Here is a 13,707-nt window from a genome sequence, read left to right on the forward strand (position 1 = left end):
ATCCGTCATGAAACTTCCTCGATAAAAATGATGTCATTGTGACATCAGCCAGGAGCACGGAGGCTCTAGCGCGAACCCTCACTCTATTATCGTCGGATACTCGTCATGAAGATTTCTACCAAACTCCTGCTTTCGTTCGTTTTGTGTGCGCTTGTCACCCTCGGTGTCGGGATGCTGGGAATAAAAGGTGTCGTTCGGCTCGCCAACGCACTGGAACAGACCTTCTCCAACAACCTGGTTTCCGTCAGCAATACGGCCTCCACGCTCAACGGCCTGGTCGCCCACAACCGTGGTCTGTACCGATTACTGGATGCCAGCAAAGGCGACGTCCAACAACAAGACCGCGACCGCGTACGCCAGGACATTGCCAGCGAACTCAAGCGCAGCCAGACGGCGTACGCCACGTACCGCGCCACGCCACTGGAAGATGACGAACGCGTCGCGGGCGACAAGCTCGACCAGATCTGGCCAAGCTATGTCAGCAGTTCCGAACGCATTATCTCGATGCTCGACAGCGGCCAGACAGAACAGGCTCGCACGCAGCTCAACACCACCAACAATGAACTGTTCCGCCAGGCCCGCGAGCTGATCCGCGTGATGATCGAGTCCAATAACCGTCAGATCAAAGAAGGCGCTATCGCCGCCGAAGCGCTGCGTGACAGCGCATTGACGTGGATGATCAGCGGCATCGTCCTGGCGTTCATCATTGCAATCACCATCGGCTTGCTGATCACGCGCCTGATCACCCGCCCTATCGCACAAGCGGTAGAAAGTGCTCAACGCATTGCCAAAGGCGACCTGACCCAAGCCATCGTCACCGAGCGCACTGACGAAGCCGGGCAATTGTTGATGGCGCTGGCCGATATGCAAGGCGGCTTGAAAAGCACCCTGGTGGAAATTGCTAACGCCGCTGACCAGCTCGCGTCGGCCGCCGAAGAACTGAGCGCGGTTACCGATGAAAGCACGCGTGGCCTGACCCGCCAGAATGACGAAATTCAACAGGCTGCCACCGCGGTGAACCAGATGACCACCGCGGTGGACGAAGTAGCGAGCAATGCGGTGTCGACCTCGCAAGCGTCCCGTCAGGCCACCACCGAAGCGGAGCAAGGGCGCCAGCAGGTCGAGCAGGCCGTGTCAGGCATGGAGTCGATGGTGGTCGAGATCAATGATTCGACCCAGTCGGTCGCGGATCTCGCCAACCAGGTGCGAGAGATCGGTAAGGTCATTGATGTGATCAGAAGCATTGCCGACCAGACCAACCTGTTGGCCCTCAATGCCGCCATCGAAGCCGCCCGCGCAGGCGAGCAAGGCCGAGGTTTCGCTGTGGTCGCTGACGAGGTCCGGGCATTGGCCCATCGCACCCAAACCTCCACGGTCGACATTGAAAAAATGATTGGTGACGTGCAGATCGGCGCCGATGATGCCGTGGCCGCCATGAACAAGAGCCTGAGCTGGGCCAATAACACCCAGGCCTTGGCGCAAAATGCCGGGCAGGCCCTGCAGCGGATCACCAGCAGCGTGGCGATGATCAACGAGCGTAACCTGGTGATCGCCTCCGCGTCGGAGGAGCAGGCGCAGGTAGCCCGCGAAGTGGACCGCAACCTCCTCAACATCCAGGACCTGTCGACCCAGACCGCCGCCGGCGCCCACCAGACCAATGCCTCCAGCCAGGACCTGTCCCGCTTGGCCACCTCGTTCAATGTGCTGGTCAGCAAGTTCCAGCTGTAATCGCCTCATTAGTGTGCGCCCGCGCACCGACCTGACGCACATCCCTTCGCGCCCACCCCTCGCGGCGCCCATGCCCGGCTGAAAAGCCGGGCCTTTGCCACCAGCGCGCAATTGCCCGCCACCCTGCGCAAGGTCGCTGAGTTCTCGTTTGAACCGCCTGCTCGGCAAAGGCGCCAAGGACGCTAGCGCCGTGGGCATGAGCTTCGCCAAGGGCGTAACCCGCGGCGACACCGCCAACCTCAGCTGCATTTCGACCCCAGCTACGTGCAGATGACCGCCGACGGCACGCTGCCGCTGTTTGGCGCGCCGTTGTCGCCCCTGCTCACGGTGCTGTCGATGGTGCCGCCTTGGCGATATTGCCAATTCTGTTCATCGTGTTCGGGCTGGGGGAATTGTCCAAGGTGATGCTGATCGTCATCGGCATCACCCCGGCGCTGGCCCGTGACCTGGAGCAACGCGCGCGGCCCCCCCCGTGATTCTGCCCTACGTGGTGTGGATCACCCTGCTCGCCTGGCTGATGGACTGAGGCCTCAAAACCCTCACGCGGCATGCTTCGGCGGCTGGCGCGGCTACCTGCGCAGCTTGCAATAGCGGGGCGGCGCTGTATCGTGCAGGGAACTGCGCGATACAGCCCGAACTGCCATGACCACACCCACTCTTTGCCCTGCCTGCGGTGCCCGCAACGACTGCACCCTGGCCGACCCACGCACCGCCGACCAAGCCTGTTGGTGCTACAGCGTCACCATCGACCCGGTGGTGCTCGAAGCGCTGCCCGATGAACTGCGCAATAAGGCCTGCCTGTGCCCACGCTGTGCGCAGGTGGATGCGCAATTGCGTGGGGCTGAACAGCCGTAATGCGCGTTGATCGTTTCCTCAGCAACCTGCCGCGCTTCAATCGCCAACAAGTGCGTGTGCTGCTGGTTGAGCGACGGGTGACGGTCGATGGCGTGGCCGTCACCGAACCGCACCATGACGTGCGAGCATTCAGCCGTGTGTGTGTCGATGACGAGGTACTGCAAGCCGGCAAACCGGCGCGTTATTTCATGCTGCACAAACCCCAAGGCTGCGTGAGCGCGACCGCCGACCCGGTGCATCCCACCGTGCTTGATTGGCTGGTTGAACCGGACAAGCACGAACTGCACATCGCCGGTCGCCTGGATTTCAACACCACCGGGCTGATGCTGATCACCAACGATGGCCAGTGGTCGCGGCGCCTGACCCAACCCCAGACCAAACTGCCCAAGGTTTACCTCGTGCATACCGAGCAGGACATTGGTCCTGAGTATGCAGCGACCTTTGCCGCTGGCCTGTATTTCGCCTTTGAAGATCTCACCACCCAGCCCGCCGACCTTGAGCTACTCGGCCCAAGGACCGCTCGCCTGAGCATCATCGAAGGCCGCTACCACCAGGTGAAGCGCATGTTCGGGCACTTTGATAACAAGGTGATCGGCCTGCACCGTGAGCGGATGGGGCCTCTGGTGCTGGATGCCACCCTGGCGCCGGGCGAATATCGGGAACTGACCGACGAAGAAATCCGACAGGTCTGACGACCGTTCGGCCGGTGATGGCAAAAAACCAGCTTGGCGCCTTGCGAGCTGGCGCCCGTGCTGCTTGAATCAAGACGTCAGCCAAATGATGACTGGCGAGTCGCCCCATAACCTCCAAGAAACACCTTGCCCCGCCCGCGCTTGATCTACGGGCCTTTCAGGCAAACAGCCCGCCACAACAACAGCCGTCGGCCAGCCACTATCGGCCCGACATGGGCCCTCATCTTCCAGGCGTATGCCTACCTGTCATAAAGCTCGTGCAGAGTGATCTGCGCGCCCTACCCGCTTGCCAGGAGTCTTACGACATGAGGCCAGAAATCGCTGTGTTGGATATACAGGGTCAGTATCGGGTTTACACGGAGTTCTATCGCGCGGACGTTGCTGCAAAGACCATCATCCTGGTCAACGGCTCCATGGCCACCACGGCATCTTTCGCTCAAACCGTGAAAAGCCTGTACCCGCAATTCAATGTGGTTTTGTACGACCAGCCCTACGCTGGCCGCTCCAAAATCCATAACCGTCATGAGCACATGCTGACCAAGGAAGTCGAAGGCCAGATCCTGCTGGAACTCATCGAACACTTCGGCGCCGAACACGTGCTGTCGTTCTCCTGGGGTGGCGCCGCAGCCCTGGTCGCCCTCGCCCACCGCCCGCGCCGGGTGGAAAAGGCGGTGATCAGCTCGTTCTCGCCGGTGATCAACACGCCCATGCGCGACTACCTCGAACGCGGTGTCGACTACCTCGGCAACCTCGACCGCCACAACGTCGGCCACCTGGTCAACAGCACCATCGGCAAACACCTGCCGTCACTGTTCAAGCGCTTCAACTACAAGCACGTAAGCGGCCTGGCCGAGCATGAATACGGGCAGATGCACTTCCACATCAGCCACGTGCTCAACAGCGACCGGCTGTGCTACCTCAAAGCCGCCAGGCAGATCGACATTCCGGTGCTGTTTTTGAATGGTGAATGGGATGAGTACACCAGCGCCGAAGATGCCAAGCTGTTTGGCCAGCACGTGGCCAATAGCAGCTTCAGCACCATCCAGGCGACCGGGCATTTTCTGGACATGGAACACAAGGCGGCCTGCAGGGACAGCCGGGATGCAGTGGTGGGCTTTTTGAAACCAGAACGCCAAGTGAGTCGGTTGCGTTATCAACAGGCCCAGACGCAGCATGCGTTTGCGATTTGAAAGGCGGCGTACTGTGGCGAGCAAGCTTGCTTGCGCTGGGGTGCGAAGCGGCCCCCACAATTTTGGGAGCGCTTCGCACTCCAGCGGGAGCAAGCTCCCTCGCCACAGGTAACTCACACATTTTTCGAAGAAAAACTTCAAATCCCGGCGAACATCTGGTACAAAGTCAGCCGCTTTGAGCGGGTATAGTTTAGTGGCAAAACGAAAGCTTCCCAAGCTTTAGTTGAGGGTTCGATTCCCTCTACCCGCTCCACTTCTGCTTTTCCCTCGTTTTACGCATCATTCCCCACGTGCCCACATGAGCTATACGCCGGGTAAATTCGGGGCTCTCAGCGAGTCAAACGACGTTCAGCCGCTCAACCATATCCGGAAAGCGCTCAACCAGCTTAATCAACAGTGCAGCCTGCGCATTTGGCTTGGACTTGGATTGTTCCCAGTTTTTCAACGTATCAGGGCTGGTCCTGATCTGACGGGCGAATACTGGCTGTGACATGTGCAGCTTTTCACGGATAGAAACGATCTCAGCCGCCGTCACTTCTGGCGGTGCAAGAGCCTCCACTTCGTACTGACGAAGGGTGATCTTCCCTTGTCGGTGTTCAGCCATCTCGCCAACACCCTGCATCAACTCCCCAAACAGATCGCGCTTTTTCATTTCCCACCTCGTCTTTTCAGCTTTGCATCAATCGCAGCTTTCGCGCAAAACCTAAAATATGGCTCCCCTTCCCCTTGGTATGTGCGGCCTGGGAAGGCAAGCCTGTTGCAGGGCGTGAAAAACCTACGCGGCGCGGTCGACGCGGTCTTGCGCCGCTTCTACCAGCATCAGCCCGAGCTCGATCATTTGCTGAATGGCCAAGGCCAGGTAGCGATGCTGAGAAGGCAGGCTTTCGGCGAACTCGTTGGTCATGGCACCCGCGCCGGCGATGGTTTCGTAGGCGTTGGCGAGCAAGGCTTCGGTGTTGGCTTCGGGGCGAACGCTGAACAGGGTCGCGGTTGGGTTACAGGCGTCAGTACACATCTGTTGATCCTCGGTAAGGACCACCTTCCAGAGCTACTAAACAATGGGTGGCGGCTGTATGCAGGTTAGTAGACCGGCGGATCAACGAAACCGGCGCACCCGAAAGTGCCCTGCGTACAGCCACCATTGAGAACAGACATCGAGATGCCTGACTGATAGGACAGCCATACGCCGTTGATCAAATCGGGCTACTAAACCCGACCGCTGATGGGCAGCGGCAGACGAACCTTAAAGCGCTCGTCCAAGGCGTACAACTCAGACGATTCTGAGTGTTGTGTAGGCAGTAACACAACATTCAGGACCGCCGTACCGTTCTCCTTCAGACCGTAAATTCTGGCAATAGGAAAACCCTGAAGAAGGTTTGAAACCGGCACGCCCTCGCATCACTCTCCCCAGCCTTCGACACAGACATGTCTCTTGCCAACACGTATCCAAGTAGATACAGTGAAATTCTGTGAGGCCCCGTGCGTTATTCGATCCAGCAAACTCAAGCCTTCACTCATTGGTGCTCGGCAATCCGCGATCTGCGAGCAAAAATCACCATTGCTCGACGTATCGAGCGAGCCAGTGTGGGAAATCTGGGGGATTTCAAGGTGCTGGGCGGCGGTATTTCAGAGATGCGGATAGACGTGGGGGCGGGTTATCGCGTTTATTTCACCCTGCGCGGCAGGGAGATCGTCATCTTGCTGGCAGGTGGCGACAAGTCTTCACAAGAGGCCGATATACGGCGAGCAAAAAAATTAGCAAAGGAGGTTTGATCATGGCTCAAACACTGACGACATTTAATATGGCCGAGCTGCTCGACAGTGATGAGGCCATCAGCGAATACCTTTCTCAGGTGCTGGCAGACGGTGACAACGAAGAGTTCCTTCGCGCAGTAGGCTACGTAGCCAAAGCCCGTGGCATGACAAAGATTGCCACTGAGGCGGGTGTAGGCCGCGAGAGCTTGTACAAGGCATTTGCCCCAGGCGCCAAACCGCGTTTTGAAACGGTTCTGAAGGTACTTCACTCACTTGGCATTGATCTGTTGGCTCGGCCTGGGCATTCCAGCAATCACTCGATTGCCTGAGGCGTACACCCTCGTTGCACCACCCACGCCAACGGTAGCGTCACCAACAACATGCCCGCCAGCACCATCACCGCCACCGGCACGCCCAGTGCATCGCCGACACTCCCAAACAGCACCGGCGCCAGCGCGCCACCGCCGATTGTGCCAGTGTAGAACACTGCAAACGCCTGCTCACGTTTACCCGCCGCCGCCAGGTCCGGCACGGCGCCGTACAACACTGAGGAGGTGCCATTGAGCATTAAGCCAAGTAGCGGCAGCATCACCATCAGTCCATCCAGCGGCAGGTACACGGCGGCAATGATCAGCAGCGCCGTGCTGGTTTCCGTCAGCCATACGGTTTTCATCATGCCGATGCGGGCACCGAGGTAGCCGCAGAGCAATTTGCCGAACGCGCCACCGATAAACAGCAGCGTCAACGCCAGGCCGATGCCGGCAGTTCCCGCGCCCTTGGCTTGCAACAGAAATGGCAGGAAGGTGAGAAAGCCCATGCGCACGGCGCTGTCGAGGGTGCCGGTGAGGATCAACGCGCGCAGGCCGGTGACAGAGCCAGTTCCGCCAGTCGGCTTGGCCGTGTTTGTAGACGCTGATTCGGACACTTGCGCAGGCACCAGCCACCACAACAACCCCGCCGCAGCCAGGCCGAGCAACCCCAACAGTGTGGCACTGGCGCGCCAACTGACGACGGTGAGCAGCAAGCCGACCAAACCCGGAATCAGGGTTTTGCCGATATCGCCGGAAAAATTGTATTGAGACAGCGCTTGCTTGACCCCGCCGCCGCTCTCGTAAGCATCAGTAATCATCGAAGAGGCTAATGGATGTTGGGTGCTGGCGCCCAAACCGCCTAACAGCAACGCCAATAGCAACATAATCAGCCCAGTGGCCTGCCCCACCAACAAGTAAGCGACGCCGGCAAGCGCCGTGCCGCCCACCAGCATCGGCATGCGCCCCCAGCGCCGCGCAGCGCGGCTGGCCATCAGCTGGAACACGGCCATCATTCCGGAATAGGCACCGCGCAATAATCCGATCTGCGCGTAGGAAAGCGCGAACTGCGCTTGCCAGATCGGCAGCAGCACGTAGATCACATCCGTAAGGCCATCGTGTACGGCATGGGCGCCGCAGCCCGCGATCAACGAGCGGCGGCGGTTAGAGGCTTCGCGGGCAGGCACAGCGATGGCGTCGTTCATGAGGCTTGGATCAACTCAGGTTTAAGGGGCTTGCAGCCCGTCAGGGCGATCAGCAAAGTCAGCAGTTGAAAACCGATAATCAGCGCTACACACCCCGCCCAGCCCCAGCGCTCCCACATCAATGCGGGAACGATGGCACCACAACTGCCGCCCAGGTAATAACACGTGAGGTAAACGCCCACGGCACCTGCCTTGTTGCCCTGCGCAGTGGCGCTGATAAATGCATTGGCGGCGGCCTGGGCGAGAAAGACACCGGTCGAACTGAGCGCCAGGCCCACCACGATGCACCACAGCGACGGGGCCAGGGTCAGTGCCGAGCCACTGATGCCCAGCGCGGCAGCCACAGCCAGCAGCTCGGCGTGGGGCCGGGCTTTGCTGAGGCGGCCGGCGATCGGGATCACGATCAAGGCCAGCAGAAACACCATGTACAGCGTGCCCAAGGCTGCAGGCCCGAGGTTAAAAGGCGGTAGGCCAAGGTACAGGCCCGCGTAGGTAAAGGCCGCAACCTGGGAGAACAACACACAAAACCCGACGGCGTAGGCAGCCACCAACGGCTTGCGAAAAACGCCTGACGAAGCAGCCTTGACCCGGTCGACTCGCGGCCGGTTATCGGGCAGCAAAAACTGAATGAACCCACCAACCATCAAGCTCAATACGGCCAACAATTCGAAGGCCTCGCGCCAGCCGACATATTCGGTCATCACGCCGGTGACGAAGCGCCCGGCGAACCCGCCCAGTACGGTGCCCGCCACATAGAGGCTGGTGACCTCGGTCACCGTGGCGCCGCGCCAGCGGTCGCCGATGTAAGCCACGCTGGTGGCAAACACCACCGGGATCAACATACCTTCCACAAAACGCCACACAAGCACTTCGGCAAAACTGCCGGCGTAGGCGGTCATCAGCGCGGGCACGGCCAGTAACAGCGCGGCCACGGCGATGACCGTACGCTGCTCGAAACGCCCGGTCAGCCGGCCGACAAAGGGCGCGGTAATTGCCACGGCCAGGGTGGTAACCGTGATACTCCAGCCCGCCGCCTTGGCGCTGATATGAAACTGCGCGGCGAAGGTGGTCAGGATGCTCTGGGTGGCATACAGGTTCAGAAACGCCGCGCAGCCACACAGGAACAGGGCAAGACGGGCACAATGCAGGCGCGGGTTCATGAAACCTCTCGTTTTATTTTGTGAGGTCTTTATAGAATGGCCAGCGGGTCTTAAACCAATACCGAATTCGAACCGATCAATACCCAAGGATCAGGATGCTCGACCTACGCAAGCTGCGTTACTTTCTGACGGTCGCCGAAGAACTGCACTTCGGCCACGCAGCCCTTCGCCTGCACCTGGCCCAGCCGCCGTTGACCCGGCAGATCTCGGCGCTGGAAACAGAGCTGGGCTTCAAGTTGTTTGATCGCACCAGCCGCACGGTGTCCCTCACCGCCCAGGGCCGTTCGTTCCTGCCCTATGCGCGCGGCGTGTTGGAACAGGTGGAACTGGCACAGGTAATCGCCGGTAAATTGGCCGCCGGGACCGCCGGGCAACTGACCTTGGGTTACGTCAGTTCGATCGCGCTGTCGGACCTGTTCAGCCAGGCGATCCAGGCCTTCGCCCAGGGTTTTCCCGATGTGCAACTGACCTTGGTGGAATGCGCTTCCGGCAGCCTGGGCGCGCAAGTGGCGGATGGGCGCCTGGATGTCGGCCTGAGCCGCCTGTTGCCGCAAAGCCAGGCCGTGCAAGCGTTGTCGCTGGGGGAGGAGCGTTTGTGGGCGGCGGTTTCCAGTGACAGCCCGTTAGCCCGCCAAACGCAGGTGAGCCTGGCGCAGCTCAGTGCTTACCCGCTGATTCTATTTCCGCCCGATTACGGGTCGGGGTTGAACCAGTCGATCGAGCAGCTGTACCGACACCACGGCGTGCCCCTGCGTGCCGGGCCGACCGGGCGGCAGATCACCTCGATCATTGCGTTGGTGGCCGCCGGGCAAGGCGTGGCATTGGTGCCCGAATGTACCCGCAGCTTGATGAACAAGGGCGTCACCTATAAGCCCATGGTCGAGGTGGATGCCTGTGCGCAGCTGTTGGTGCTGACGCCTGCGGCCAGAAAAAGCCTGTTGGCTGACGCATTTCTCGCCGTTCTCGCCCAGGTCTTAAACAACGAGTAACACTTCGAAAACCCTCGCAATACCTCTCTGCGCCTGCGTTTCCACGGGGTCATACACTTCATTCAGCACTTCCCGAAACGCCGGTCATCGACCGTCGGTAGGTAGAGTGTTGATAATCTATTTACAGTGGTTATAGTCACCACCAACACACACCACAAGGAGGTGCTGTGGATAGCCGATATTTGATAGGTCACATTGTTGCGGACGGCTGGTACCTGGTGCGCAGCCGAGGCAGTCACCACCACTTCAAACACCCGACCAAACCGGGGTTGGTGACGATTCCTCATCCAAAGAAAGACCTGTTGGACAAGACCGCCAAGAGCATTTTGAAACAGGCGCTGCTGAGCTGAGCGACCCTGGAGGGCAACAAACATGCTTTATCCCATCGCAATTTCAACCGGTGACCAGGAAAACGCCTGGGGCGTGGAAGTGCCGGATATTCCCGGCTGCTACTCCGCCGGCGACGATCTGGACGACGCCATGGCCATGGCCCGCGAAGCGATCGAAGGGCACTTCGAAATCCTCGCAGAGGATGGCGCGTCGATACCCCCTGCACAAAAAGTCACCCTGCACGCGGCCAACCCGGAATATGCCGGCTGCGTTTGGGCCGTAATCGACATCGATGTAGCCAAATACCTGGGCAAGGCGCAGAAGCTCAACATTACCCTGCCGGGTTACCTGCTCAATCGCATCGATGACTATGTACTCAGCCACCCGGAAGAAAAAAGCCGGTCGGGGTTCCTGGCCTCCGCGGCCCTCAAGGTGTTGCAACAGGATCGGTAACGTCAGCTCAGCAAAGTCTGACTGCAGCGGCACGCACTTATCGAGATGATGTCAGTTCGTCAGTACTGAGACCGGGATGATCTGTAATGCTTGAACCTGAACAACGCACACCAAAACCCATCCTGCGCCAAGTCGTGGGCTGGGTGGTGGTGCTGCCACTGATGGCCTCGTTTGTGAGGCTGCCATTTCCTCTCAGCCTGCCGCTGGTATTGGGAGTCATTGCAGCTGCGGTTTATGGCGTAAGGTTTGCCTGGCGCCACGCCAGCCGACGCGTGACTGTGTTGGCCTTTATAGTCACGCTGCTCAACCTGGTCTCGTTGGTTGCCATCGGCTATTTCTCGATACTCACCGCGTCTCTATCAGCTCTCCAGGGTTTACTGGTACCCGTATTACTCCGAATGGCTGTACTGGAATTTCTAAGGACCGAGAGAATTCGACCGCAAGAAACGCAGTTTCCAAGCAAGCAGATGAAACTACAGTAGCGTCGTACCTTTAATCCTAGCCTGTCGAGGAACCCGCTCATGTCTTATCACTACAAGCTCATGCCCTCCCCCGTCGGCCAGCTCACCCTGGTGGCCCGCAACGGCAAACTCAACGCCATCCTGTGGGAAACCGAACGCGCCAATCGCGTGCGCCTGGGCGAGTTGCGTCAAGCCGACGACAGCCCGGTGTTACTGGAAGCCGAGCGCCAGCTACAGGAATACTTCACGGGAACCCGCAACCAGTTCGATCTGGAGCTGGACTTCGACGGCACCGATTTCCAAAAACAAGTCTGGCAGGCACTGCTGACCATCCCCTTCGGCGAAACCCGCAGCTACAGCCAGATTGCCCAGCAGATTGGCAACCCCAAGGCCGTGCGCGCGGTAGGCGCAGCCAATGGCCGCAACCCCATCTCGATCATTGCGCCCTGTCACAGGGTAATTGGCGCCTCGGGCGGGCTGACCGGGTTTGCCGGTGGGCTTGAGGCCAAGCAGTATTTGCTGGCGCTTGAAGATCGCGGCCAGGCAAAGCTGGCCCTCTGATTACGCGTCTGCAATGGCGTCACGGGTAAAGGCCTGGCACTCGTACAAAGGCTCGAAACCTAATTGCCGATACAGCGCGAAGGCCCCCTGCGTGGCTTCCAGAAAGCATCGCAGTGCCCCGAGGCTCGACGCGTGAAGCAGCGCGGCGTGGATCAATCGAGAGGCGTACCCTCTGCCACGAAACCCCTTGAGAGTGCCGATATCGCTTAGCCGAGCCTCGCCCTCACACAGGGACAACACCAGTGAAGACCTTACCTGCCACTCATCGGACAAAGTGAAGTGGTAAAGCGTCTGCCCCGCGTCCAGGGCCCGCTGATGGCGGGCCTGATAACGCGCAACCTCCTCGGGCGATCTCATGAACGCACTGCCAAACGGCTCAGCCCAATCGTTCATGTTCCGCGTCAGTTGGACCTGCACACCGCTATCGCCCACCCATGGCGCCAGGCACGCCAGGTCACCCACCATCGCGGTGGTCTTTTCGACCGGCTTAAAGCCGTGTGCCAAAAACACCTCACCCAGCGCTTCGACCTTTTCTTCATGGATCACCACGCGTATTGCCTGCGTGGTACGCCGGATAAGCGCCAGCGGTGCGGCCAAAGCGTTATCCGGCAAAGAGCTGCCGACCTGGATAAACAATAAATTGAACGGGCTGAAATACTCATCCGTGAAATAAGCGTTGATGCCGCCGCCGTATCGGCGATGCGTTGAGCACACCGCAGCAAAAAAATGCTCTTCGGTTTTACCGTAGAGCGTGGGCAAGTCGCAGGCGGCGTTAACGTGCATGGGAGAACATCCGGATAAAAAAACCAGTCTTGCTCGCGCCATTCATGCACCGGAGTAGGCCCATTCCTAAAATAGCCGGAGGAAAGAGCGCAACTTTGTTCAAATCCTCAAATGTAAAAAGAAATTTCAAAGCATGCCTGCGGTCCATGATTTCATCACCCACCGGTCAAGGAACAACGGTCATGAAATTCTCTGCAGTCTCCCAATCTCTGTCCCGCTGGGCAGGCAGTGCCCGCACGTTCTACGCGGCTGTCGCGCTGATCTGCCTGTGGAGCCTCAGCGGGCCGTATTTTCACTACAATGACACTTGGCAACTGATCATCAATACCTCAACCACCATCATCACGTTCCTGATGGTGTTCCTGATCCAGAACACGCAAAACCGCGACAACGACATCCTGCATATCAAGATCGACGAGTTGCTGCGCGTCTCCAAGGATGCGCAAAACGCCGTGCTCAGCCTTGATGGCCTGGACCGTAAAGAACTGGAAAAACTGCGCCGGGAATACCGCAGCATCGGCGCAGCAGGCAGTGTCAGCCTTAACAGCAGTTGCGGCGAAGTGGTTGACGATGCGGTGCCAAACAAGACCGATCTGAACCAGGCATAAAAAAACGGCGGTTGGAGAACATCCAACCGCCGTTTTCTATATCAAGTGATGGGCTCAACCGTCGCCTTGATGACCTTTGCCATAGGTCGACGCCAAAGCACGCGCCTTTTGCAGGCGCTCCTCCAGCTTGGGCAGCGTCTCATCCACCAGCGCTTTGATTTCGGGTACGTCCGACGCCGCGCCTTCCTGTTTGAACAGGGCAATGGCGTCTTCGTTTTCCTTGACCTGTTGCGCGGTGTAAGCGGCGTCAAACGAGTCGCCGTCCTTGAGTTCCGGCATCAGGGTTTCGGCTTTATCAACGATCTTCTCGCGCGGCGCTACCGGCAAGTCGAGCTTCTTGGCGATGGCCGCCAGGTGCTGGTTGGCCTGGGTGCGCTCGTTGATCACCTCGATGGTGTAGTCCTTGATTTCCTGGGACGAGGTTCTGGCGTGGGCCATGCGACTGGTTTCGATATCGGCCATCCCTTTGGCCGAAGCCTGCTCGATGAATTCAGCAGGCGACTGGGCGAAAGCATTGCTGGCGCCGAGGCCCAGCAGCATCGCGAAACTGGCGGTGCGTAACCGGATAGCCATGCGGCTCATGATGGGTTCCTCCAGGTCAAAAATAGGTGCGGGAACAGACGCCCCGC

18 protein-coding genes, 1 tRNA gene and 2 pseudogenes are annotated in these 13,707 nt (G+C 59.2%); 15 read left to right on the forward strand and 6 right to left on the reverse strand.

Annotated elements, in window-relative coordinates:
• The first annotated feature begins 105 nt into the window (after nt 1–105).
• The 7 genes and pseudogenes from QF043_RS21325 to QF043_RS21355 all read left to right on the forward strand — a co-directional run bounded on the left by QF043_RS21325 (nt 106) and on the right by QF043_RS21355 (nt 4,718).
• Nucleotides 106–1,728 (forward strand): methyl-accepting chemotaxis protein, encoded by a 1,623-nt coding sequence (locus QF043_RS21325; protein WP_307420078.1) that lies wholly within the window; start codon nt 106–108, stop codon nt 1,726–1,728.
• 90 nt (nt 1,729–1,818) lie between these two features.
• Nucleotides 1,819–2,019: pseudogene (locus QF043_RS21330) on the forward strand (lipid kinase); the annotation flags it as partial.
• Nucleotides 2,005–2,201: pseudogene (locus tag QF043_RS21335) on the forward strand (ABC transporter permease); the annotation flags it as partial. The pseudogenes QF043_RS21330 and QF043_RS21335, both read left to right, overlap by 15 nt.
• Before the next feature lie 169 nt (nt 2,202–2,370).
• Nucleotides 2,371–2,583: a cysteine-rich CWC family protein gene (locus QF043_RS21340; RefSeq protein ID WP_307420080.1), complete on the forward strand. Its 213-nt coding sequence runs from the start codon at nt 2,371–2,373 to the stop codon at nt 2,581–2,583.
• Nucleotides 2,583–3,275 (forward strand): 16S rRNA pseudouridine(516) synthase, encoded by a 693-nt coding sequence (locus QF043_RS21345; protein ID WP_307420081.1) that lies wholly within the window; start codon nt 2,583–2,585, stop codon nt 3,273–3,275. The genes QF043_RS21340 and QF043_RS21345 overlap by 1 nt, the downstream gene beginning before the upstream one ends.
• A gap of 305 nt (nt 3,276–3,580) precedes the next feature.
• A complete protein-coding gene (locus tag QF043_RS21350; RefSeq protein WP_307420084.1) occupies nt 3,581–4,465 on the forward strand; it encodes an alpha/beta fold hydrolase in 885 nt (294 codons plus the stop codon).
• Between the two features lie 179 nt (nt 4,466–4,644).
• Nucleotides 4,645–4,718, forward strand: a tRNA-Gly gene (locus tag QF043_RS21355).
• 84 nt (nt 4,719–4,802) lie between these two features.
• On the opposite strand, the gene QF043_RS21360 is transcribed toward QF043_RS21355, so the two are convergent.
• Nucleotides 4,803–5,117 carry a DNA-binding transcriptional regulator gene (locus QF043_RS21360; RefSeq protein WP_307420085.1) on the reverse strand — a complete coding sequence of 105 codons (315 nt, stop codon included), beginning with the start codon at nt 5,115–5,117 and terminating at the stop codon, nt 4,803–4,805.
• A 123-nt stretch (nt 5,118–5,240) separates the two neighbouring features.
• Nucleotides 5,241–5,480, reverse strand: a complete 240-nt coding sequence (locus QF043_RS21365) for a DUF6124 family protein (RefSeq protein ID WP_056857397.1) — start codon at nt 5,478–5,480, stop codon at nt 5,241–5,243.
• A gap of 464 nt (nt 5,481–5,944) precedes the next feature.
• Here QF043_RS21365 and QF043_RS21370 point away from each other — a divergent pair, with 464 nt between their 5' ends.
• Complete coding sequence (locus QF043_RS21370; protein WP_307420086.1) at nt 5,945–6,238, forward strand: type II toxin-antitoxin system RelE/ParE family toxin; 294 nt, start codon at nt 5,945–5,947, stop codon at nt 6,236–6,238.
• Nucleotides 6,239–6,240: 2 nt separating this feature from the next.
• Complete coding sequence (locus QF043_RS21375) at nt 6,241–6,549, forward strand: addiction module antidote protein (RefSeq protein ID WP_307420087.1); 309 nt, start codon at nt 6,241–6,243, stop codon at nt 6,547–6,549.
• On the opposite strand, the gene QF043_RS21380 is transcribed toward QF043_RS21375, so the two are convergent.
• Entirely contained in the window at nt 6,534–7,733 is a 1,200-nt protein-coding gene (locus tag QF043_RS21380; RefSeq protein WP_307420088.1) for an MFS transporter, read from the reverse strand. The genes QF043_RS21375 and QF043_RS21380 overlap by 16 nt on opposite strands.
• Entirely contained in the window at nt 7,730–8,893 is a 1,164-nt protein-coding gene (locus QF043_RS21385; RefSeq protein WP_307420089.1) for an MFS transporter, read from the reverse strand. Before QF043_RS21385 ends, QF043_RS21380 begins: the two co-directional genes overlap by 4 nt.
• 95 nt (nt 8,894–8,988) lie before the next feature.
• Here QF043_RS21385 and QF043_RS21390 point away from each other — a divergent pair, with 95 nt between their 5' ends.
• From QF043_RS21390 to QF043_RS21410, 5 genes are all read left to right on the forward strand, one after another.
• On the forward strand, nt 8,989–9,882 hold the full coding sequence (locus QF043_RS21390; protein ID WP_307420090.1) for a LysR family transcriptional regulator: 894 nt from the start codon (nt 8,989–8,991) through the stop codon (nt 9,880–9,882).
• A 167-nt stretch (nt 9,883–10,049) separates the two neighbouring features.
• Nucleotides 10,050–10,232: a type II toxin-antitoxin system HicA family toxin gene (locus tag QF043_RS21395; protein WP_307420091.1), complete on the forward strand. Its 183-nt coding sequence runs from the start codon at nt 10,050–10,052 to the stop codon at nt 10,230–10,232.
• 22 nt (nt 10,233–10,254) lie between these two features.
• Complete coding sequence (locus QF043_RS21400; protein ID WP_307420092.1) at nt 10,255–10,665, forward strand: type II toxin-antitoxin system HicB family antitoxin; 411 nt, start codon at nt 10,255–10,257, stop codon at nt 10,663–10,665.
• Between the two features lie 86 nt (nt 10,666–10,751).
• On the forward strand, nt 10,752–11,147 hold the full coding sequence (locus QF043_RS21405; RefSeq protein ID WP_307420093.1) for a hypothetical protein: 396 nt from the start codon (nt 10,752–10,754) through the stop codon (nt 11,145–11,147).
• A gap of 39 nt (nt 11,148–11,186) precedes the next feature.
• The gene (locus QF043_RS21410) at nt 11,187–11,687 is read left to right on the forward strand and encodes a methylated-DNA--[protein]-cysteine S-methyltransferase (RefSeq protein ID WP_307420094.1); all 501 of its coding nucleotides are present in this window, start codon (nt 11,187–11,189) and stop codon (nt 11,685–11,687) included.
• Here QF043_RS21410 and QF043_RS21415 read toward each other — a convergent pair whose 3' ends face one another.
• The gene (locus tag QF043_RS21415) at nt 11,688–12,470 is read right to left on the reverse strand and encodes an N-acetyltransferase (protein WP_307420095.1); all 783 of its coding nucleotides are present in this window, start codon (nt 12,468–12,470) and stop codon (nt 11,688–11,690) included. It abuts the gene before it with no gap.
• A gap of 182 nt (nt 12,471–12,652) precedes the next feature.
• On the opposite strand from QF043_RS21415, the gene QF043_RS21420 reads away from it, so the two are divergent.
• The gene (locus QF043_RS21420; protein WP_065929084.1) at nt 12,653–13,078 is read left to right on the forward strand and encodes a low affinity iron permease family protein; all 426 of its coding nucleotides are present in this window, start codon (nt 12,653–12,655) and stop codon (nt 13,076–13,078) included.
• Between the two features lie 54 nt (nt 13,079–13,132).
• Here QF043_RS21420 and QF043_RS21425 read toward each other — a convergent pair whose 3' ends face one another.
• Nucleotides 13,133–13,660 (reverse strand): DUF4142 domain-containing protein, encoded by a 528-nt coding sequence (locus QF043_RS21425; protein WP_017137290.1) that lies wholly within the window; start codon nt 13,658–13,660, stop codon nt 13,133–13,135.
• Between the last annotated feature and the right edge of the window lie 47 nt (nt 13,661–13,707).

The organism is Pseudomonas sp. W3I7, assembly GCF_030816095.1.
In the GTDB taxonomy this organism is placed as follows: domain Bacteria; phylum Pseudomonadota; class Gammaproteobacteria; order Pseudomonadales; family Pseudomonadaceae; genus Aquipseudomonas; species Aquipseudomonas salomonii.